Origin of the sequence: Leucobacter sp. G161 (assembly GCF_001482305.1) — a bacterium.
GTDB lineage: Bacteria > Actinomycetota > Actinomycetes > Actinomycetales > Microbacteriaceae > Leucobacter.
Genome location: NZ_LOHP01000047.1, coordinates 82053 through 103121, shown reverse-complemented (window position 1 = coordinate 103121; position 21069 = coordinate 82053). Strand labels below are relative to the sequence as shown.

At 66.1% G+C, this 21069-nt stretch carries 17 protein-coding genes; 13 read left to right on the top strand and 4 right to left on the bottom strand.

What is annotated here, in order from left to right:
- The first annotated feature begins 52 nt into the window (after positions 1–52).
- Positions 53–1459, top strand: coding sequence for an MFS transporter (locus tag AUL38_RS05030; protein WP_083506608.1), 1407 nt, complete (start codon positions 53–55; stop codon positions 1457–1459).
- 82 nt (positions 1460–1541) lie between these two features.
- On the opposite strand, the gene AUL38_RS05025 is transcribed toward AUL38_RS05030, so the two are convergent.
- Positions 1542–1844, bottom strand: coding sequence for a hypothetical protein (locus AUL38_RS05025; RefSeq protein WP_059059678.1), 303 nt, complete (start codon positions 1842–1844; stop codon positions 1542–1544).
- A gap of 230 nt (positions 1845–2074) precedes the next feature.
- Here AUL38_RS05025 and AUL38_RS05020 point away from each other — a divergent pair, with 230 nt between their 5' ends.
- From AUL38_RS05020 to AUL38_RS05005, 4 genes are read left to right on the top strand one after another with little or no spacing between them, the layout of a single operon-like run.
- The gene (locus tag AUL38_RS05020) at positions 2075–2842 is read left to right on the top strand and encodes an ABC transporter ATP-binding protein (protein ID WP_083506607.1); all 768 of its coding nucleotides are present in this window, start codon (positions 2075–2077) and stop codon (positions 2840–2842) included.
- A 2-nt stretch (positions 2843–2844) separates the two neighbouring features.
- The gene (locus tag AUL38_RS05015; RefSeq protein ID WP_059059675.1) at positions 2845–4257 is read left to right on the top strand and encodes an ABC transporter permease; all 1413 of its coding nucleotides are present in this window, start codon (positions 2845–2847) and stop codon (positions 4255–4257) included.
- Between the two features lie 59 nt (positions 4258–4316).
- A complete protein-coding gene (locus AUL38_RS05010) occupies positions 4317–5669 on the top strand; it encodes a sensor histidine kinase (RefSeq protein ID WP_083506606.1) in 1353 nt (450 codons plus the stop codon).
- Positions 5666–6445, top strand: a complete 780-nt coding sequence (locus tag AUL38_RS05005) for a response regulator transcription factor (protein ID WP_083506605.1) — start codon at positions 5666–5668, stop codon at positions 6443–6445. Before AUL38_RS05010 ends, AUL38_RS05005 begins: the two co-directional genes overlap by 4 nt.
- Here the strand turns inward: AUL38_RS05005 and AUL38_RS05000 are convergent.
- Positions 6369–7277, bottom strand: a complete 909-nt coding sequence (locus AUL38_RS05000; RefSeq protein ID WP_059059670.1) for a nucleotidyl transferase AbiEii/AbiGii toxin family protein — start codon at positions 7275–7277, stop codon at positions 6369–6371. The genes AUL38_RS05005 and AUL38_RS05000 overlap by 77 nt on opposite strands.
- Positions 7274–7651, bottom strand: coding sequence for a hypothetical protein (locus tag AUL38_RS17695; RefSeq protein ID WP_235590612.1), 378 nt, complete (start codon positions 7649–7651; stop codon positions 7274–7276). The genes AUL38_RS05000 and AUL38_RS17695 overlap by 4 nt, the downstream gene beginning before the upstream one ends.
- A 435-nt stretch (positions 7652–8086) precedes the next feature.
- Between AUL38_RS17695 and AUL38_RS04985 the strand changes: the two genes are divergently transcribed.
- The 8 genes from AUL38_RS04985 to AUL38_RS04945 all read left to right on the top strand — a co-directional run bounded on the left by AUL38_RS04985 (position 8087) and on the right by AUL38_RS04945 (position 20161).
- Positions 8087–9589: a DUF3375 domain-containing protein gene (locus AUL38_RS04985; protein ID WP_059059663.1), complete on the top strand. Its 1503-nt coding sequence runs from the start codon at positions 8087–8089 to the stop codon at positions 9587–9589.
- The gene (locus tag AUL38_RS04980) at positions 9582–10409 is read left to right on the top strand and encodes a DUF4194 domain-containing protein (protein ID WP_083506604.1); all 828 of its coding nucleotides are present in this window, start codon (positions 9582–9584) and stop codon (positions 10407–10409) included. The genes AUL38_RS04985 and AUL38_RS04980 overlap by 8 nt, the downstream gene beginning before the upstream one ends.
- Positions 10406–13765 carry an ATP-binding protein gene (locus AUL38_RS04975; protein WP_059059661.1) on the top strand — a complete coding sequence of 1120 codons (3360 nt, stop codon included), beginning with the start codon at positions 10406–10408 and terminating at the stop codon, positions 13763–13765. Before AUL38_RS04980 ends, AUL38_RS04975 begins: the two co-directional genes overlap by 4 nt.
- Positions 13766–14261: 496 nt before the next feature.
- Complete coding sequence (locus tag AUL38_RS04970) at positions 14262–14873, top strand: M23 family metallopeptidase (RefSeq protein WP_059059659.1); 612 nt, start codon at positions 14262–14264, stop codon at positions 14871–14873.
- A gap of 103 nt (positions 14874–14976) precedes the next feature.
- Complete coding sequence (locus tag AUL38_RS04965; RefSeq protein WP_059059657.1) at positions 14977–15909, top strand: hypothetical protein; 933 nt, start codon at positions 14977–14979, stop codon at positions 15907–15909.
- On the top strand, positions 15902–16270 hold the full coding sequence (locus AUL38_RS04960; protein WP_059059654.1) for a GntR family transcriptional regulator: 369 nt from the start codon (positions 15902–15904) through the stop codon (positions 16268–16270). The genes AUL38_RS04965 and AUL38_RS04960 overlap by 8 nt, the downstream gene beginning before the upstream one ends.
- A 286-nt stretch (positions 16271–16556) precedes the next feature.
- On the top strand, positions 16557–18275 hold the full coding sequence (locus tag AUL38_RS04950) for a hypothetical protein (RefSeq protein WP_153006472.1): 1719 nt from the start codon (positions 16557–16559) through the stop codon (positions 18273–18275).
- Positions 18276–18448: 173 nt separating this feature from the next.
- Positions 18449–20161 (top strand): Fic family protein, encoded by a 1713-nt coding sequence (locus AUL38_RS04945; protein WP_153006471.1) that lies wholly within the window; start codon positions 18449–18451, stop codon positions 20159–20161.
- Positions 20162–20334: 173 nt separating this feature from the next.
- Here the strand turns inward: AUL38_RS04945 and AUL38_RS04940 are convergent, their stop codons facing one another.
- On the bottom strand, positions 20335–21036 hold the full coding sequence (locus AUL38_RS04940; protein ID WP_201023683.1) for a TetR/AcrR family transcriptional regulator: 702 nt from the start codon (positions 21034–21036) through the stop codon (positions 20335–20337).
- Positions 21037–21069: the final 33 nt, after the last annotated feature.

Sequence of the window (21069 nt, the reverse complement as noted above, 5' to 3'; positions counted from 1 at the left end):
TGTTTGTTGTGAGCGACACAAGAAGAGTCGCAGCAATCGAAAGGTGATGTCAATGGGGCTGCTGGCAATCCGCGACTTCCGGCGGCTGTTCGCGGCCCAGATCGTTGCGCTCTTCGGCACCGGCCTCGCCACCGTCGCGCTCGGCCTCCTCGCCTACGAGCTCGCGGGCCCGAGCGCCGGCGCCGTCCTCGGCACCGCACTCACCATCAAGATGGTGATGTACGTCGTGATCGCGCCGCTTGCCGCGGCCTACGTCGACCGGCTGCCGCGCCGCATGTTCCTCGTGCTGCTCGACGTCGTGCGCGCCGGCGTCGTGCTCATGCTGCCGTCCGTCACCGAGATCTGGCAGATCTACGTGCTCATTGCGCTACTGCAGTCCGCCTCGGCGGCATTCACTCCGACGTTCCAGGCGGTGATCCCCGACATCGTCACCGATGAGGAGAACTACACGAAGGCGCTCGCCGCCTCGCAGGTCGCCACCACAATGGAGAGCCTGCTGAGCCCCGTGCTCGCCGCGGTCGCGCTGACCTTCATGACGTTCAACGTGCTGTTCGTCGGCACTGCGGTCGGTTTCGCGCTCTCGGCGGTCTTGGTGCTCTCGACGCGGATCCCGAACGCGCGACCCAGTGCGCACTCCGGGGCGTGGGATCGAGTGGCCTCCGGCGTGCGCACCTTCTTCCGTACGCCCAGACTGCGCGGCGTCATGGCGCTCAACCTCGTGGTCGCCGCGGCGGGATCCATCGTTGTTGTGAACACCGTGAACTTCGTGCGTGACGCGCTCGGCGGCGGACAGTCTGACGTCGCCTGGATGCAGGCCGCTTCGGGCGGCGGCACCCTCATCGTCGCGCTCATCGTGCCGCGGCTGCTCGGCAAAGTGGCCGACCGCAGGGTGATGCTCACCGGCGCGTCGGTGTTGCTCGTCGCGGTTGTCGGGGCCGTCGCGCTCGCCCTCGCGGAGCTCGTGAGCTGGCCGCTCACCGCGGTCGTGTGGGCTGTCATTGGTGGCGGCATGGCGATGATCATTACCCCTACGGGCAGGGTGCTGCGTGGGTCGGTCGAACCGAACGCGATCCCGGAGGTGTTCGCGGCGCAGTTCTCGCTCTCGCACCTTGCCTGGCTCGTCACCTACCCGATCGCGGGCTGGGTGGCGACGAGCGCCGGCTTCCTCACCGCGTGGTGGATCCTCGCCGGCCTCGCCATCATCGGCGCAGTCGCGGCGGTCGCGCTTTGGCGGCCGGAGCCGGGGCTTGAGGTTGTCGCGCCGGTGGACGATGCGGCGGCGGGGCAGGGTGCGGTCGACGCGGCTCCCGAGCGCGCCGACGCTGCGCCGCACCGGCATGCTGGCCCGCGCGCTCACGCCCGTGCCTTCGACGAGGATCCGCAGCACGAACACCACGAAGTTGCGACCGCCGAGGGCACGCTCGTTGCTCTGCAGTGTTCCTGCGTGCGCCCGGTCTAGCTGGGGGCGGGTGTAGCAGGGCCCCGATTTAGTGCGGCATGCGGCGCGCCGACGGTAGGGGTCGGCGCGCCGCGGCCCGGCGCTAGGCCGCCGCGGGGACCCCGTAGGTGAGCTTCATCGTCTCTGGCGAGGCCACGAGGGCCATCAGTGAACCGAACGCCGCGCTCTCGCTGACTGCCCCCATGGAGCGTTGCGCGGTCTCGAGGGAGGCCCAGCGGTAGTCGAGTAGCCAGGCGTTCTCGGCACCGTCTACGCGGAACAGCTCGCGAGACTCGAGCCCGCCGAGGCTCGCGAGCTCGTCGTCGAGTGCTAGGAGCGCGGTTTCGAGGCTCTCGGTCGTGGTGCCTGGGTGGGTGGTGAACTCAACCATTTCGATGACAGACATCGGATTCCTTTCTGGGGTGCGGGTCGACCCGCAATGCATTTACTTAAGGACCATACTATAAACCACCTTACTAAAGTCGTGGGTTTGGGAATGTGGCCCAACTGCGCCGCGCGCGTGGAAAACTGTCCGCCTCAGATGACAATTTCGCTCTCACCTCAGCGGCGCGAGGGCCTCTCAGTGTCTCCTGGTCTGAGTGCAGCGACCCCTGCACCGAGACCAAGAAGGTGCACATGAACGCAACGCAAGATTCCGCCGGATGGGTGCAAGCGGCTGGCGTGAGCCGGTATACGGGCACCGCCGCGGCACCCGGAACGCGCGTGCTCGAAGACTGTTCGGTCAGCCTTCCGCCCGGCCAGCTCACCGCGATCGTCGGTCCGAGTGGGGCCGGCAAATCCTCGCTCATGTACTGTCTGAGCGGGCTCGATAAGCCAAATGCGGGGAACGTGTGGGTGAGCGGTATTGACGTATACGCGCTCTCGAGGCAGCAGCGAGCGGTGGCGCTGCGCGAGCGCGTGGGATTCGTGTTTCAGCAGTACAACCTCGTCTCCTACCTGACGGTCGAAGAGAACGTTGCACTGCCGGTCTCACTCGCTGGCAGCAAGACTGACCGGCCGCACATGGAATCCTTGCTTGCTACGTTTAGTCTGCGACAGCAGCGCCGTGTCCTGGCGGCCACGTTATCGGGCGGTGAGCAGCAACGGGTCGCGCTGTGCCGGGCAATGCTGTTGCGGCCTGAGGTGATCTATGCTGACGAACCGACCGGGGCGCTGGACACGGGCAACACGCTCCTGGTGCTTGACGTCCTCCGTGATCTCGCGACTGGTGGCACCAACGTAGTCATGGTCACGCACGACGTCGACGCAGCGGCACGCGCAGACCGGGTCGTCTTTATGCGAGACGGGCGGGTGGCTGAGGTCAGCGGAAGACTCTCAGCGACCGATGTTCTCGCCGGGATGCGAGGCCCTGTGGCCGCCGCGGGTGAAATCGGGGAGGCCTAACGATGTTCGGGCATGTGGCGCGGATCTTTCGCAGCGACTTTTCGAGTTGGCTCCCGATCATCGTGGTCGTTGGCGTGCTCTCGACGCTGATTGGGGCCTGTGCGAACCAGTTTGTCTGGACAACGAGCGGCGGGTTCGCTGCGGCGGCGGCCCGCGCAGGCCTGGACCCGGCGGAGTTCGGGGCGGTGTCGCTCACCATCTACGTGTTCGTCGCTCTGCTTACCCTGTTTTCGCTCACGATTGTGGGGGCAGCGACCGTGGAGCGCACGCGCGGCACCTTCGCGCAGTGGCGCCTACTTGGCGCGAGCCCGCGCCAAGTCAGGGGCAGCCTCTGGGCGCTGGTTGGCATCGCGAGCCTGCTCGGCGCGCTCCCCGGTTCGCTCCTCTCGATCGGACTGAGCTACGTAGCGGTGCCCCTGTTCAACCAGATGGCCGCGCTCAGCTTCCCCGCTGGCACGGCTCCGTTCGAACCGCCACCGTTTACGCCGTCGCCGCTTGCTTGGGTTGCGGCATTGGTCATCGCCGTGGGAACCTGCCTGCTCGGCGCTGCCGGGCCGTCGCGGCGGGCCGCCCGAGTGGAACCGCTTGAGGCTGTGCGGGAATCGACGCTTTCGCGTCGCGGTCCTGGGTGGCCGCGTTGGCTTGCCGGGGTCGGCCTCTTCGCAGTAGCCGGGATCCTCGTGGTTGGCGTGGTCACCGGACCCGAAACGACAGGCTTTGGCAGCGCAGCCGGGGCAGCAGTAAACACGGCAATGCTCGTGGGCCTCTTAGCAGCACTCGCGAGCTATGCAATCGGGCCTGCGGCGACCGCGATCCTCATCGACGGCGGTCGCTTGGCGCTCGGCGCGAGCCCGATCGGGCGGTTCGCTGCGAGATCTGCACGCGCCAGGAACACCGGCAACGCACACATCATTGCACCGCTCGCCGCCGCGATCGGAACGGCGGGGATGCTGTTGACGGTATTACGCACCTACGAAGTTCTCGTCGCAGCGGCGGGCTTCGAACTGGGCACACCCAACTACGTTGATACCGCGGTAATGATCGGCCTCTTTGCCGTCGTCGCCCTGCTCACGAGTGTCGCGGTGATCACGCTCTCTGGGCGCAACGCGGGCCGTGACCAAGGAGTGCTCCGCGCCGCGGGTGCGGCCCCGTCGCAGGTGACCGCGATGATCCACTGGCAGAGTGTGCTGCTCGCCATCTGCACCGGAGCCCTGGCGTGCATCCCCGTCGCGGGAGCCGGCCTGGTCATGGCACTCGGCTCGGCTCGGCTGCTTGGCTCGCCGGTGCTGGTGGTTCCCTGGGCAGAAATCGGGGCAGCGGTGCTGGTGTGCTGGGCGGTACTGTTCGTGGTGCAGCGGTGGCGGATCGGGCCGTGGCTGGCCCGCGACGTAGCCTTCGCACTGCGAGCGGCGTAGGGTTGCCGTACGAATTCGTGACGGATAGACCGGCAGTACCGACCCCAGGAACCCCGCGCATGCCCCCGCCCGCAACTCAGCAATGTGCAGCGCCGGTGCTCGGCGCTCGCTTCGCTGTGCGGGAGTGGCTCTCATATACGAGCCGCGCTCCCGAGCGCCCCAGCACGGGAGCGATGGTCGCCGTGCTCGTGTGCAGTGTCTACCAGTCGCTGCTGGTCGCGATGCTGCTCTTCAGGCCCGGCGGGAACACCGCCGAGATCACTCAGACAATCACAGGATCGGTGATCGTCGGGGCGGGCGGGATCGCTGCAGCGGTTGTGCTGGCCTGGGCACCGCGGTTCCCCATGAGCGTGCTGATCCTCGAGTGTGCGGCACTCGTCGCAGCAGCACTGGTCTCACTGCAGGACGCGGTGCTTTTCCCCGTGCTGTTTGCGGTGTTCGCGGCGACCTCCCGGCTTCGAGCTGCAAAACTCGCGCTGGCGGGAGCCGCGGTGCTGCTCGCGACAACGGTGAGCGCCGCCCTGTTCAGCTCGCCGGGCACGTTCCTCGCGGAGTACCTCGGGCTGTTGAGCGTCGTGCTCGCTGCCGCGGCCGTCGGGATCGCGGCACGGTCGCATCGGGGGTGGCAGCGCTCGCAGCGGCAAGCCCTCATCGGCACGCAGCACGCCGAGAGCCTGACCCGGCAGCGCGACCTCGCAGAAACTCGGTCGCAGATCGCTGCGGAACTCCACGACAGTGTCGGGCACAAACTCACGAGCATCATCGCCCTGAGCGAGGGGCTGATCGGGATAACGGCAGACGCCGAAACGGAGGAGGCGCTTCAGGGGATCAATGCCGTTGCGCGGGAGAGCCTTGCTGAGACGCGGCAAGCGGTGCGGGCTCTGGCGGAGAGCGCTGACCGTGCCGGGACGCCGTGGCAGGGGGACCCGTTGCCTGGTAGTGGGGATCTCGATGCTTGGGAGCAGGCAGCAGCGCTCGTTGAGCAGTCGCGTTCGCTCGGGCTCTTGGTGCTGTTTGTGGAAGCTGGGGAGCGGGCGGCCGATCCTGGGCTGGCCCACCTGTGCTTCACGATCACTCGAGAGGCACTCACGAATGCCATGCGGCATAGCGATGCTCCCCGCGAAGTAGCGGTGACCTGGAAGCACCTCCCCGAGGAGCTCGTTGTCGTGGTGCGAAACACGAGCACGGGTTCGTCGAACGCTGACCAACCCGGTGCCGCCCCCGGAACCGGGCTGCTGCTGCTGCGCTCCCGAGTGGAAGCCAGCGGGGGAACACTCACATATGGGTGGGCCGAGTCTGCAACCTGGGAGGTGCGCGCGAGCGTGCCCGCCATGCACCGGACAGCATCGCGGACTGACGAAGTGGCTGCTCGCAGGGCGGCGGTTCGGCCAGGTAGTCGGGCCCGGCCATGACCGGGGCGCACACAGACTTGCGTGTGATGCTCGTCGACGACCAGCCGTATGCGCGCCGCGGCTTTCAGCTCATGCTGCGGCGCGATCCCGCAATTCAGGTCGTCGCGGAGGCCCGTGACGGCGTCGAAGCACTCGCGATCCTCACCGACCGAATCCAGCAGAGACTGCCGCAGCCAGACATCGTGCTGATGGACGTGCGCATGCCCAACCTTGACGGCATCGAGACGACCAGGCAGCTGATCCATGCCCACCCGGCCACGAAAGTCATCGTGCTCACGACCTACGACGAAGACGCCTACGCCTTTGGGGCGCTCGCCGCAGGTGCCTCGGGATTCCTCCTCAAGGATGTTCGCAGTCAAGAACTCGTTCGTGCCGTTCGTGCCGTTGCAGCCGGTGACGCGATCCTCACCCCACGAATCACGCGGCAGGTCATTGAGCGGGGAACCCCGTTGACGCCATCGCCAGCGAGTCAGCAGCGAGCGGTTGCCCTCTTCACCGGTCTCACGCCGCGCGAGCGCGAGCTCGTGAGACTGATCGCGGATGGCCTCTCGAACGCGGAGATCGCGGAACGCATGGTGGTCGAACCGACATCGGTGCGGCGCTACGTGAGCCGCGTGCTCGTGAAGCTAGGGCTCCGTGACCGGCTCCAGATCGCGGTTGAGTGGTACCGGGCGGGTGGAGGGCGAGGGCGCGAGTCGTTCACTCGAGCTCCCACTGTCGCACCGGGGGATTCCATTCTGCCGCTCCATCGAGCCCGTCCATCGCGGGATCAATGAACGCCGCAATGTCGGAAATCGTCTCGACGAACTGCGAGGGGAGAGTTTGAGCTGCCGTACCCAGGCCGTTGCGATACGCGGCATATGTCTTTGCTCGGAGCGCTCCGAGCCCCACGGTTGCTTGCGAGAAGGGCGTCAGCGCGACGCCCCGAAAGGCGGCGGTCGCCTCGATGGCCGCACGAACTGAGCCGCAGCGCACGCGCTGCGTACCAGTGAGAATATGAATGTCGACGAAGTCTCGCACGCGTGTATTGGCACGCCTCAGGTCTATCGCGGTGACTAACTTCTCCGCCAATACGGTTTCGATTGGGTAGCCAAGTATGTGGATAGGTTTGGTATCGGGCCGGAGCGCCGGCAGCTGGACCAAGCGAGGTGCCGGTGTCACTGGATCCCCAAAGTTGATGTCCAGCTGCAGCTTCAGCCTGGCGGTTGCTAGCTGCGCCCACATGGTCACCCGGACACCGGAATAGAGTGCGTCGTCACGAATCACTGTGGTCGCGACGGTGTCCGGCAAAAACTCGATGCCGTCGTCTGCGCTTTCGAGCGCAGCGATCTCTGCGACACGGCCTGCAACGGTGGTCTCGTCAGCGGCCATGTTTCTCGCCAGCGCGTCCGCATCGACGGTCGGACGACGGGCACCGAATGACGCCAACAGCATGCCGCCCTTGAGTACGAAATCGTCCACGTAAGGAGAATGGGCCAGTCGGGCCAGCCACCGTTCAACAACGTACATCGTCAGGAGCTCTTGCGTGCCGCGGTTCTCTCGCCGGGCGCGATTCTGGAGGTCCAGGTACGCGCGGCCCGCAGCGCTGTCTCGGGTTGGCCGAGTCATCGGGCGCTCGCGACGTCTAGGGCAGCACGTACCGGCCCGAATACGCTGAGCGCTTCCGCAAAGTCCAGGAGTAGCGCGGGCTGCGCTCCGGCAGAATCCAGGTATCGATTCAGGGCCGTGTGCGCGAGTGGTTCACCGAATCGGTGACGGAAGCGCATCAGGTCGACGACGGTGCGTGTTGCGTCGTAGATCCGCACCGCCTCGCCCGGGCCTGCTTCAAACGACGAGAGGCCAAGCTCAAATGTTGCCTCGTCGAATCGGAACACTGTGACCGGGGGGTAGGTGATCACGGGGGTGTGGGAACGCTTGGGCACTGCGATCTGCACCGAAGCTGGCATCTCGTCAGTGAGTCCATGGAGAGCGGCAGCCGACACGCAGCACATAATTGCGCGCGGTGCGCGGTACGCGACTGCCAGCTCATCTGGGTGTGACGCAGGCGGTGCATCGGAGCGACGGAATACACCGCGAGAGAGCTCCACCACTTCGCCCTCATCTCGCCAGCAATACAGCACGCGCGGATGCACGCCGTGTTGTCGCGCCGTCTCGGTAGTGAATGTGGATGGCAAGCTTTCGGTGATCGCCCTCATGGATAGAATGCTTGCACACTAAGGGGTAATGAGTAAGGGTTTTATCCAGATTGGGAGCTGTTTCATAGTTTTGCGCCAAACCATGCTGAACGATCTGCTCTCGGAGGGTTTAGTCCGAGGCTCCTTCCTCGTTCAACGGCGCGTGGGCTGCTCCGCGATGTTCGGCGGACAGGCCCGTCCGCCGCGCCCGACGAGCACCCCGCAGCCCGCTATCCTTGATCGGTGACAAGTTCGAGAGCAGAGACCGCGTATCAGCGTGCGGTGGCAGCGTTCAAGAACCCGACGCTTGACCTGCTGCACGGTAGGTATGCACCCTTCGTGGTGTCGGTGCTCTCGGTGATGTTCTCCGCCGAGCGGCCGAGCGTACCGATCGCCGACGCGCACGTCGAGGTGGGCACCTTCGTCGAGGAGCTGCGGGCCGCGGGCTACGACCTCGGCGACAGGACACTGCCGAACGGTTCGGGCCGCGACATCTGCCGCTACTGGGCGCGCGTCGGCTGGCTCGTGCCGCAGATCCACGACGGCGTTGAGCTGTACAAGCTGTCGGCGCAGGCTGTCGGGGCGCTCGAGGTCGCCGGCCGTGCTGGCGGCGGCCGCGCGAAGGTGTCGCGGTCGCGCGTGCGGACGCTCCTCGAATCGGTCGAGCAGCTCACGCAGAGCGCCGAGACCGACCCGCAGATCAGGCTCGCGAGGCTCCGCGAGGAACGGGCGGCGCTCGACGCCGAGATCGCGATGATCGAGCGGATCGAGGCCGAAGACGGCGAGCTCGACCCCATTGACGACGATCAGCTGCTTGAAGACACCGAGAACGTGCTGCACCTGTCGCGCGAGCTGCCGGCCGACTTCGTGCGCGTCGCCGAGTCGATCAACGCGATGCAGCGCGACGTCCTGGCCCAGCTGCGCCGCGACGAGCGCCCCGCGGGCGAGGTGCTCCGCGAGTACCTGCACCGCGGCGAGCACGTCATGGAGGCGACGCCGGAGGGGCGCGCCTTCGCGGGCGCGCTCGAACTCATCGGCGATCCCGAACACATCGACAACCTCACCGAGCAGCTGCAGAACCTCCTCGGGAAGCCCTTCACACGCCACATGAGCGCGGAGCAGCGGAACGACCTGCGCGCGATCGCGAAGCGCGTCGAACAGGGTGTCGAGGAGGTGCTCGGTGCGCAGCGCCGCGCCTCACACGTCATCACGACGCAGGTGCGCACGCACGATCCGATCCGCGACCGCGAGGTCGATCACCTGCTGCGCAGCGTCATGGCTGGCCTGCAGGCGTGGGTGCCGGAGTCGAAGGCGGGGGATCGCATCGATCCACTGCGGAGCCTCCCGACCGCAGGCATCGGCCACCTCAGGCAGACCGTGAGCGATCCGCGCCCGCCGAACACTCCCGTGCCGCTGAGTGCCGCCCGCGAGGCTGCCGAGCGCGCAGAGTTCGTCGATGCCGATACGCGCGCGTGGGGCGGCCCGAACTACTCCGAGCTTGAGGACTACGTCGCGGGCATCGCTGGCGACCACTTTGATCTCGCCGAGGCCTTCTCTGGGATCGACAGCGACGAGAACCGCCGCCCGGCCGACCTGCTCGGCCTCCTCGAAATTGCACACCGCAACGGCCTCACCGAAAGCGGCGAGGTCTCCGTCGTCGAGGCCCTGCGTCCCGACGGGACCACCCGCCAGTTCGCCTTCGGCGCGGTGACCGCGCGCACACTGAAAGATGACACGCATGACTGACCAGACCGCAGCTGAAGTGCGCGACACCGAAGCGCCCGATACCGAGGCACCCGACGCCGACGCACCCGGCACCGCCGGGGCTCCCTTCGTCGCGCCCGTCGCGATGGAGAACGACCCCGAGGAATACTTCGCGGGGGATCGCGGCGTGCTCGAACCGGCCGTGCGCCGCGTGCTCGTGCGGCTGCTGCAGCGCCGCGTTATCTTCGCAGAAAAGCACAGCGACGAGTGGGCGGTGCTGCTCGAGAATCAGCAGGTCATCGAATCGCGGCTGCACGACCTGTTCGTGCGGCTCATCGTCGACCCCGAGCGCGGTGTCGCCTACAAGCAGCAGGTGCGCTCGGAGGAGCTCGAGGTGCCCGTGCTGCTGCGCGACGAGTCCTACAACCGGGCAGAGACGCTCGTGCTCGTTTACCTCCGCACCGTGTACCAGCGCGAGTCAACGGCGGGGGAGCTCGCCGTGCGGATCGACGTCGAAGAGATCGAGCAGACCGTGCTCAGCTACTTCAACGAGCAGGAGGGCAGCCCTGCGGCCAGGCAGAAGACCGTGCGCAGCGCGCTCGGCCGGCTCCGCCAGGAGGGCATCGTTGAGGAAGAGACCGAGGGACGCTTCACGATTACCCCGCTCGTCGAGGTCGTGCTGAGCGCGGACCGGCTGCGCGAACTGCAGGGCTGGCTGCGCGAGCAGACCGCTCCGGCTGCTTCGGCGCAGGCGGCGGCTCCGGCGCAGACGGTAGCGGATCCAGATCCCACCGACACCGCCGAGCAAGACACCGCCGAGCAAGACACCACTGAACAGGATCACGAGGGCGCATCAGCATGACCATGCTCGACACACTGTTTGGACTGATCCCTGCCGCCTCCCGCGGGCAGCAGTGGGTCGCCGACGAGCTGCAGCTCGTGAACTGGGGCGGCTACGACGGCGCGCACCGCGTGAAGTTCTCGCCGAACGCGACGCTGTTCTGTGGCGGATCGGGCTCCGGCAAGTCAACCCTGATGGACGCGTACATCGCGCTCATGATGCCGCACACGACCCCCTTCAACGGTGCCTCGAACGGCGGCGTCTCGGGGCGCTCGCGCGGCGAGGAGCAGCGCAACATTCTCTCGTACGGCCGCGGCAAGCTCGACGAGTCCCGCACTGACGAGGGCACGCACGTGCGCGTGCTGCGCGGTGACGGGGAGGACACCTGGACCGCGATCGCGATGACCTGGACCGACCACGACGGTTCGCAGTTCACGGCCGTGCGGGCCTGGTACATTCCGGCGACCGCGCGCATCATCGAGGACACGGTGCGCGTGCGCGCGACCTGCGACGGGCCGCTCGATCTCGCGGCGCTCGAAGCCGCTGCCGGTCAGCGCCTGAGCGACTCCGCAGTGAAGGCCGCGGGGCTCGAAACCTTCTCCACCGACCGGGAGTTCTCGGCGAAGATGCACGCCGTGCTCGGCATCGGGGCATCCGGTGCCGGATCGAAGGCGATGAGCCTGCTCGCGCGCATTCAGGCGGGCCAGCAGATCACCACGGTCGACGAACTCTACAAGCGGATGGTGCTTGAGGAGCCAGACACCCTCGGCACCGCCGACGCCGTCGTCGCGCACTTCGACGAGCTCGAAGAGACGCGCCTGCGCATGGTCACCGCGCAGCGGCAGGTGCGCGCGCTGAGCCCGATCCGCGACATGCGTGGCAGGATCACCGCCGCAGCCGATCAGCTCCGACTCATCGACGAGATCGGCCGTTTTGCAGACCCCACGTCGCTCTCGGCGCTCTGGCGGAACACCCGCAGGCTCTCGCTGCTGCGTGACGTCGAGGCGGAACTCCAGCAGGAGAAGGCGAACGCCGACCAGGAGGTGCGTACGCAGCAGGCGCTCGCGTCGGCCGTGGAGGCTGAGCGCGACGGGCTCATCGAGGTGCTCCGCAACTCGGGTGGTGACCGCATCGAGCGCGCCGAGCGCGACCTGTCGATCGTCGAGAAGCGGCTGGCGATCGTCCGCGAGGCCAGGCGTCGATTCGACGAAGCCGCTGCGGAGCTCGGCGAGGAAGTGACGACCGAGAAGGCGTTCCGCGCCCTCGTGGCCCGCGCGCAAAAAGCCCTCGCGGATCCGAAATCGAAGGCGAGCGTGCGCGACGGCTACGCCGATGCCCGCGGCGCGACCAATGCGCTCCGAGCTCAGGTCGCTGAGCTCACCGCAGAGCGCGGCCGAGCTGCCGGCCTGCGCGGCAACATTCCGAGCCACCTGCACGAGGCGCGCGAGGTGCTCGCGCGCGCAGCCGGGCTTACCCCCGAGGAGCTGCCGTTCGTCGGCGAGCTCGTCGAGGTGCGCACCGAGTTCGAGCCCTGGCGGGAGGCGTTCAACCTCGCCCTCGGCGGCTTCGCGACGACGCTGCTCATCGACGACGGGCTGCTGCCCGTGTTCCGGGCCGCGATCAACGAACTCCGCATGCCGACCCGCCTACGCTACGAGGGCGTGCCGACCGGGCTGCGCAGGACGGCCCGCCTCGATCCCGCTGGCCTTCCCGGCCGGCTCGACGTGCGCGACACCCCGTTCACAGGGTGGCTCGAAGGGCGCCTCGCTGACCGCTTCGGCTTCGCCTGCATCGACGACGCGGCCACGCTGTCGAAGCACGCGATGGCGATCACGATCTCCGGGCAGATGTCGCAGGGCGCGCGCGGTGCGCACGGCGGTCACGGCAAGCAGAACGTGCTCGGATTCTCCAACCAGCTCAGGCTCGCGGATCTCACCGAGCAGCTCACGAACCTTGAGGCGCAGATCCTCGCCGCCGAGCGGGCCGAACGCGAGGCCGCATCGGGCCTCGACGCGCTCGACGCGAAGCACGCCGCCTACCTGAAGGTGAGCGAGCTCAGCTGGGAGCAGATTGACGTTGCGAGCCTCGAAGCGGAGCTGGCCAACTGGGAGCGGATCGTCAGTGAGCTCGTCACCGGCAGCCCCGAAATCGAGTCGCTGAACGAACAGATTGCGGGCCTCAAGCTCAAGCACGAGGGGCTGCAGAAGCTCGTCGGCCGCGCAGAGGAGCAGCAGGAGCGGATCGCCGCACGCTGGGCCGACGTCACCGATGAGGTCGACACCGCCCAGCAGGCCATCGACGACGCGGAAGACGCCGAGCGCGAGCTCACCGAGGCGCAAGCCGCCTACCTCGATGAGCGCTTCAGCGCGCCAGAGACCGCCCGCGAGCGGAGCAAGAGCGAGACCCTCGCGAGCTTCGACGCGGCGTTCCTCAGCGCCTCCAAGCTGCTCGCCGACGACCAGGCGACCGCGCAGGACACCCTCGAAGAGCAGCGCGATCACCTGAAGCGCGCGCTCGAAAGCTTCCTCGAGAGCTGGCCGAACCCGAACCTCCGCGCCGACCCGGACTCGTCGCTGAAGGACTTCGAGCGGATCCTCGAAGAGCTCGAGACGAGCGGACTGCACGAGCTCGAAACCGAGTGGAAGCACAGCCTGCTCAAGCTCTCGGGCAACGACCTCACCAACCTCGACTCGACGCTCAGCCGGTCGCTGCGCGAAATCAAGGAGCGCATCGAGCCGATCAACGCGATCATGCGTGATCTGCCGTTCTACGACGACGAACACCGGCTGCAGATCACCCCGCGCGAGAACCAGTCCGAAGCCCGTCGGCGATTCCGGGCCGAGCTGCGCGAGGTGCGCTCACTCATCGCCTCGGCAGAGAACGATGCGGATCGCGAGCAGGCATACGAACGGATGAAGAAGTTCATCGGGCGGATCCGCCGCTCAGCGCCCGACTTCGCCGAGCTCGTCGACGTGCGCAACCACGTGCGCGTGAGCGCCGAGAAGGTGCATGCCGAGACAGGGCAGCACGCGGCGCTCTTCGACCACATCGGCGAGAAGTCCGGTGGCGAATCCCAGGAGCTCATCGCGTTTATCGTCGGTGCGGCGCTGCGCTACCAGCTCGGTGATGCAGGCTCTGAGCGGCCGCGCTACGCCCCCGTCTTCCTCGATGAGGCCCTCATCAAGGCCGACGCGCACTTCACGAAGCGCGCGATCGGTGCGTGGCGGGGCCTCGGGTTCCAGCTCATCATCGGCGCACCGAACGACAAGTACAGCGCGATCGAGCCGCACGTCGACGTCGAGTACGACATCTTGAAGGACACCAGCGGCAGGTCGTGGGCGAAGCCGAAGGTGGGGCTGGGCGGCACGGCTCGCTAGGCGGCTGTGAGGCTCGGGGGAGCCGGCCCTCGAATCCTCTCCGACCCTATTTATTCAGACCGACTATTGCGAGGGTGGAACACGGGTCGGAAAGGATAAAACGGGGGTTGCAGGATGCAAGCGCGGCGGCATTCCGGGCGACTGGGCTCGTCACTGGCTCTTATTGGGCGCTCATGTCTTCACCTCAATTGTGAAGAGCCGTAGATCGGCCAAGCAGAGTGGCGCTTCAGGCACGTTTTCACTATTCGTAGTGGCGTGGGGTGTGTGTGCGTCGTCAAGGCGAATTTGTCAGGAATCTTTACGGGTTGGGCCTCCGCCATGGCGTACTCGTTGCAGGTGTTGCGCAAGGCGAGCGGCTGTAGAGCTTTCGCCCGAACCGTGACACGGTGGAACTCGGGACTCAGTGAACCGCTTGCTCGGTGGGCAGGCGGTCAGGTCTCTCGGGCGCACGGGGAGGCATCATGAGCGACCAGACTGCGATGCAGGAGGTGTTGTCGTGCGCAATGTCTTAAGCCTCGCGTACCCGTTCTCCGGGACCTGGCTCGTGCAGAACAGCCCGGCCAACCGGGTGCCGAGTCACGGTACGAGCTCGTTCGCGACCTCGCACGCCATTGACTTCGTGCCCCTCTCAGAGACGGGCCGCTCGGCGCCGATCACCCTACGTTCGCTCGTGCGGCCTGAGCCGCCGGAGAGCTTCCCCGGTTTTGGGCGGGAGATCCTTTCCCCGCGAGAGGGGACTATCGTTGCCATGCGCGATGACGAACCCGACCACTCCGCCTACCGAGGTCTCCCCTCCGTCGGCTATGCGCTTGCCCAGGGTCGCCGCGCAGCTGGCGGTTGGCCGGCGCTCGCTGGGAATTACATTCTCATGGATGTGGGTGGCGTCATCGTAGCCCTGTGCCATCTTCGGCAGCACAGTGTCCGTGCCCGCCCGGGACAGGCCGTCCGATCCGGAGAGGTGCTCGCTGCCTGCGGAAACTCGGGCAATAGCACCGAGCCGCACCTGCATCTGCAAGCGATGGATGGCCCTGACGCATTGCGTGCCGCCGCGGTGCCCATCGTATTTGACGGGGCACTGCCCGCAAATGGTGAGATCGTGTCGGCCTGAGGTGAGCGACAGCTTGACAGTTCTGTTTGTATCAATGCAGAATGAACAAACGAGTTCTTGACGACCAAGGGCTGCAAACGAAGCTACCGAGGGAGTTCTGCCAATGGAGATGCTCTACCTGCCCGTGCTGGTGCTGACCCTCCTGGCTTCCCGGCCGTTTCTCTGGGGGAGCGGCTCCGCGAGGACTCAGACTGCGTTGACGAGGCTTACCGCAGACGGGCCGTCGGCAACCGGCGAAGAACGCTCCGAGTTGTTGCGGTCTTTGGTCGTTCGCGATCGCCTGGTGGTTGTAGCGGTGGTCATCGCCGTTGCCGTCATCGAGATCTGGATCGCCTCCCGCGGCGGCATCCCTCCCGAGATGGTGGTCATGAACGTCTCGGCAACGCACCTCCTGCTGGCACTGGTGGTCGCTCAAATTGTGATGGCTGTCGTGGTCTCGCTCCACGCGGGCGTTCGCTCGGCGGCGCTCACTGCCCGGCCCGCGCAGGTGGCGGTGGTGAGGATGAGGCGTCCCGGCGTCGCCGAGTATGCATCTCGCTCTGCTCTCGTCGCCCCGGCCGTGTTCTTGACACTCACGCTCGTCGCGAACGTGGTCGTAGTGATTGCCCTACTGCGCGGCGCAGTGCCCAGAACCCTTGCTGTGTTGAGCTTCACTGCGGTGGCCGTCGGCGTGCTCATCTATCTCGTCGCGATTGCGCTGTCCGTGACTCTCGCGCGGCGCAGCGTTCGCGCCGTGAGTGGCTTCGGAATTTTCTCTGCTGACCTCTCCAGGGCCGAAGCGGTTCGAGCGCTCTTGGGGCTGGCGGGAACGAGCGCTGCGGCCGCGCTGTATATCTCGCTGTATCCCCTCTCGGCGTTCTTCTTCGCGGGCGGCGGAGGCTACGACGACACCGGGGCCAGCCTGTTCGCGTTTCTCGCAGTGGTCGTGTTCGTCATCGTCTGCATCACCATGTTCGGCAACGCCTTTCGGGTAGGCGGCACCCGCGAGGTGACGCAGCGACTGTGGGCGGGGCGCCGGGAGCACCAAGATGCTTGAGGTGAACTCGGCAAGTCCGATGCCGGTGTACGAACAACTGATTGTGGGGATCCTCCGCGAGATCGAAACCGGGGAGCTGGCTCCTGGCGACCGCCTGCCCACCGTGCGCCTGCTCGCCGCCGATCTCGGCGCGGCGCCCGGAACGGTCGCTCGCGCGTACAGCCACCTCGAGATGAAAGGTGTGCTCGCGACCCGGGGCAGACGAGGGACCTTTGTCGTGGGGCCGCCACCCCCGCGTGACGTGCTGGCCGACGAGGCCGCGGAGGCGTACCTCGCCGTACTTGTGGATGAACTCGGGTACTCCCTGAGTGAGTCGATCAAGCTCCTCACACAGACCGCGGAGCTGCGGAAATCTCGGTAGCTGCCTGAACGCAGATAGCCGAGTCGCGGGGCGTTGGTTCCCGCTCGGCAGCGGCCCCTTCCCGAGGCTCCGGGACATGCGAATACACGAGAGAGTGATCCCCTGGCGCTCTCGCGGCGACAGATTGCACGCGCGAGCGGGCGGTGCGCCGCGTCGAGCGTTCCCCACAGAGCGCGGGGTTCCTCGGTCACCCGGTGTGGAGCGGTGCGCCGCATCGACGCGTATCACACACTTGTCGCAAATGTGATGGTCGGGTATTCAGGAAGGCCGCAAATACTTCCAGATTATGAATGCTCTAGATGCCGCTTTCGAAGGCCCAGATGTCCGCCGCCTCGCCCGCTTCACCCCTGTCGGGAGGGACCGCGAGCGGGTATTCGCGGCGCTCCTGGAGTTCACCGAACAGCTTGCGATTCCCGATCGCGAGTACGGCCTCCAGGCGCAACGTGTCCTCGACTCGATTGTCGGCGAGCCGATCGCTGATCGCCCATCCGATGCTCATGTGATCGGCGAGTGCCTGGGGCTCGTCGACGCCTGGCTCGAAGCTGGCCACTACGCCCGAGCGCTATCTGGGTTGCCGCTCGTGCCCTTCGCGAGCGAGGCGCGTGAGGTCGCGGCTGAGCTCCAGCCAATGGCGGCTTCTGGGCGGGCGTTCGCGTTGCTGCGCCCGATGCTCGACAGATACGGGATCGAGCTGCTGCGTGACGGTGTCATGCTGCTCGCTGCGAGTTTGATTCTCACGCTCGCAAGGCTCGAACATGTTGACCACGCCTTGGCGTTTGCCCGTTTGTCGGGGACAGCGCCTCCTGGCCCTGCAGCGGACGGGCTGGTTCCACCGACGGGCACTGGCAGCGACGAGCTCCTGGACTTTGAGCTGTCGCTCGTGCGGCTCGGGGATCCACACGCGGCCGAACTCGCGGAGCGACTGGCAGCCCTCGCCGCCTCGCCCGAGGCCGAGGGGCTGCGGCTGCAGGTGCCGACGGACTACGCGGCGCTCCTCGCCGTTATTGCCGCAATGCCTAACGAGATTGACTCGGCGAGTTGCCACTACGCGCTGCACAGCTACGTGCACTATCGACTTCGTGAGGTGGATCCACATTCCGCCGATTGGGCGGCTGCACACGCGTTGTTCCCCGACGGCTTGGGGGTCGATTCTTCCGAACTGTCCCAGGTGTTCGACGCAATCGACGAAGCGCAGGCGATCCCCGTCGAGGACCTGCGGAACGCCCTCGTGGGGCTGCGGCCGGTGGTCGCTGTGCGCGCACTGTTGCGGTGGATCGGCCCCTCCAGACACACGACAGCCGCGCGTGCTGTCCGGCAGGGCGATATCGCGGAGGTGGCAGCCATGCTTGGGATCGAGGCGAAGGGAGTGGTGCGAGTGTCGTCAGGACCCCGCGGCGGGGAGGCCGCAGGGCTCGCAGCTCACGATCCAGTTCCCGGCGCCCAGCCGCCGCCGCGCATCTATGCCCGCAGTATGTGGGGCGTGCCCGCCCTCGGACACTGGTGGATCGCGCTGCAAGTTGCCGGGGTCATCGAGGTGACGGCGACTCGGGTGCGGCCGGGCCCGGCGATGTCCCAGGAACGTGGCGAGTGGCTAGGCGATGAGACCGTCACGCGCCTGTGCGCCGCTCTCGTTGCCGAGATGCTCACCGATGGGCTGCATGCCGAGGACGGCTGGGCCTCCGACGGCACGATGCACGTGCTGGAGGAGGTGCTGCAGCGGGCGCCAGAACTGCTGCAGCCCAGCGGGTACCGGGAACGCCCGAACGCCCCGGTCGAAGCCGGGGCGTTCGGAGCCCACATCGCCTTCAACGGCGGCAGGCCGCAGCCTGCCCAGGTACGCCAAGGTGCCACTCGCCGTATACGACTCCTCCTGGAATACGGCTTCGCGGAGGAGCGTGACGGCGGGATCGTTGTGCCACCGCTGCTGCGCGGAATCGTGGCGCAGGGGATCCTTCGGGCCCTCGATCTCTTCGCGCGCGAAATCGACGACGAACCAGCCGGGTGAGATCGCACCGCAAGGTTGGGTTGCGTTGGAGCGCTGCTGATGCAGGACGGACTGCCGCTCCTCGGGCGGAGCCGAGCCCGTAGCGTCCGTAAGCCGGAATAACGGTGCCGCTATTCCGACTTATCCGCTTAAGCTGGAATAGGACGAGAGGTATTCCAGTTAGGAGCGGCCCGATGAACGTCGATGAGTCTCGCGTGGCAGCGGGCGATGAGAGCGCCCCGTATCGGGTTGACGTTGATCCGCACGGAGAACGAGTCGTTCCGTGGCAGCAATCGCAGAAGGGTGGCTCACGCGAGGATCGCATGAAGCGAGAAGTGACCGTCAGTCTCCCGCCGAAAATCAGCGACTATGAACCGCGGGTGCCGTCCGTGCTCTCCGCGCAGGCGGACGACGCAATTGCGGCTATTGCGCGGCTCGACTCGTCGCACGGGGAGAGCCTCACCGCGCTGTCGCTGCTGCTGTTGCGAGCGGAGTCTGTCGCTTCCTCGAAAATCGAGAACGTTGAAGCATCGTTAGAAGACTATGCGCGTGCTGCTCACGGGTATCGAGCCAACGAATCGGCGAACTCGATGGTTGCCTCTGCAAAGGCCCTCGAATCGCTCATCTCATCGGCCGGGGCAGGGGGCTTGCTCACACTCGAGAACGTACTGATTGCCCACCGAACCCTCATGGCTGATGATCCTGCGGAGGCAATATACGCGGGACGATTGCGCGATATGCAGAACTGGATCGAGGGCTCCGACTACTCGCCGCGCGACGCGACGTATGTGCCGCCTCCCCCTAAGACAGTTGAGGGTTACCTGGCAGATCTGTTTGAGTTTGCGAACCGAGACGATGTCCCCGTTCTCGTCCAAGCGGCGGTGGCTCACGCGCAATTCGAATCAATCCATCCATTTACGGATGGGAACGGGCGCATTAGCAGAGCGCTAGTAAACACGATTCTGAGAAGACGGGGGATTACCTCTCGCGTGGTGGTGCCACTCGCGTCTGTCCTTGTTGCGAAACGAGAGACGTACTTCAACGTGCTCTCGGCGTACAGGGAGGGCGACGCTGGCCCCATTATTCGTGCCTTCGTCGTTGCCGCCCGAACTGCCGCACGGGAGTCTGAAAGGTCTGCGCGGAGATTAGCCGAGCTGCCCGACGAATGGACCGCTGAATACTTGGCACATACGGGACGAACGCCACGAACAGGGAGCGCTGCTCGGAGGATTATCGAAGAGCTTCCCAACCAGCCGTTTTTCACGGCCGAGCACATTGAAGAGGCTGTCGGGGGGTCAACTTCAGCCGTCTACAGTGCCATAGAGAGCCTTGTTGCAGCAGCAATCTTGCGCCCGCTCACGAACCGGAAACGGGACCAAATCTGGTGCGCGAGCGCGATTATTGATGAGCTTGAGGATCTTGGGCGGAGGGTCGCTCGACGCGCAACGGGAAACCACGTGTGGGAAGACATATCTAGCCAAGCCATATCGAGCATGCTCCTCCAGAACCGGGCCACGATGGAACGTCTGAGCGAAGCATTTGCTCATGCAGGAGCCGCCACGGAAATGTTGCGCGTTCTGACTGCGTCTCAGGGCTCTGAGGAGTCTCGGAGAAGGCTTCTCTCAGCGGCTAGAGTTCCGGAGATCGTCATGGCGAACCTAGGGGATCTTGGCGTATCTCCGGCAATGAGGTCCGCGATCGAGATGGCTCGTCAGGTGCCTCGGAACTGGAAGCCCGTGGGAACTGACGTGGCCCTTTCTCCCCAGCTTCAGCGATCCCTCAAAGAGTGGGAGGCATTCACCCGAAGTCTCGCACGAACAACACGACTGCCAGAAGCTGTGCTGCAATCAATGGATGCCATCGGAGACGAGCAGGACGTTGGCGATGAGCCGACCCCGGCTACCTGAGATGGCTGTGGCTGCATCGCGACGTCGGTGCCGTGCCGCTCGTCGAAGCGGTGCTCTTGCGGCCACCGATCGCTGAGCAATCCACCGTATCTCAGCAAGTTTTGTCGGATCGGACCGGCTTCGAAATTCGTTGGCCACGACCCTAGAACCGAAGCATTTACACCCGCCTGCTGCTACCGAGGAACAACAACTGCTGACATCGACCCACCGGCCGAGATTCCCGACAGCCAGATGGTTGCGAGCGTTCGACTCGCCTCTTCGAGTGGCTGCGAGGCGATCGCGGTGTCGCGGAGTACGAAGCGCTGAAACGCGTAGAACTCGGTCATGCTGCCGAGCATCTCGGCGGCGAGGCTGAGGTTGACGTCCGCGCGGATGTGTTCTGCGATCGTTGCGCGTGAGAGCGACCCGGTGATGCGGGAGTAGAAGGCCCGCCGCGAGGTTGTCCAAATCTCGGCAACCTCGGTGTCGGACTGTGAGAGTTCGACGAGCACCCCGAAGAGTGCTCGGTGGCGCTCGTAGAACTCGAAGTATTTCTGCGTGGATTCTGTCACCGAGTCGACGAGGTTGTCGGCGTCGAGCGGTACCCGGATGAACTCGAAGATCTCGACAGTGAGGTCGCGGAGTAGTTCGAGAGTGAGTTCGTGCTTGTCAGTGAAGTAGCGGTAGAAGGCCCCGGTGGTGAGGCCCGCTGCCGCAGTGATGTCGGCGACGCGTACGTTCGCGTACCCGCGTTCTGCGAACAGGGATTCGGCGGAGGCCATGATCCGGGCCCGAGTGTCGCGCCCCTTGGCGGTTGCTGGCAGTGGCGAAGGCGGCGAGGGCGTCGATGATCCCGGTTCGGTACCCGGTCGGCCCTCACGGAGTGGCTGCGTCACTGCTGACTCATTTCGTCGATAGATCCCCGCGCC

Coding starts and splice junctions, on each gene's coding strand:
- AUL38_RS05030 (WP_083506608.1), top strand. CDS start 53: ATGGGGCTGCTGGCAATCCGCGACTTCCGGCGGCTGTTCGCGGCCCAG.
- AUL38_RS05025 (WP_059059678.1), bottom strand. CDS start 1,844: ATGTCTGTCATCGAAATGGTTGAGTTCACCACCCACCCAGGCACCACG.
- AUL38_RS05020 (WP_083506607.1), top strand. CDS start 2,075: ATGAACGCAACGCAAGATTCCGCCGGATGGGTGCAAGCGGCTGGCGTG.
- AUL38_RS05015 (WP_059059675.1), top strand. CDS start 2,845: ATGTTCGGGCATGTGGCGCGGATCTTTCGCAGCGACTTTTCGAGTTGG.
- AUL38_RS05010 (WP_083506606.1), top strand. CDS start 4,317: ATGCCCCCGCCCGCAACTCAGCAATGTGCAGCGCCGGTGCTCGGCGCT.
- AUL38_RS05005 (WP_083506605.1), top strand. CDS start 5,666: ATGACCGGGGCGCACACAGACTTGCGTGTGATGCTCGTCGACGACCAG.
- AUL38_RS05000 (WP_059059670.1), bottom strand. CDS start 7,277: ATGACTCGGCCAACCCGAGACAGCGCTGCGGGCCGCGCGTACCTGGAC.
- AUL38_RS04980 (WP_083506604.1), top strand. CDS start 9,582: ATGACTGACCAGACCGCAGCTGAAGTGCGCGACACCGAAGCGCCCGAT.
- AUL38_RS04975 (WP_059059661.1), top strand. CDS start 10,406: ATGACCATGCTCGACACACTGTTTGGACTGATCCCTGCCGCCTCCCGC.
- AUL38_RS04965 (WP_059059657.1), top strand. CDS start 14,977: ATGGAGATGCTCTACCTGCCCGTGCTGGTGCTGACCCTCCTGGCTTCC.
- AUL38_RS04960 (WP_059059654.1), top strand. CDS start 15,902: ATGCTTGAGGTGAACTCGGCAAGTCCGATGCCGGTGTACGAACAACTG.
- AUL38_RS04950 (WP_153006472.1), top strand. CDS start 16,557: ATGAATGCTCTAGATGCCGCTTTCGAAGGCCCAGATGTCCGCCGCCTC.
- AUL38_RS04945 (WP_153006471.1), top strand. CDS start 18,449: ATGAACGTCGATGAGTCTCGCGTGGCAGCGGGCGATGAGAGCGCCCCG.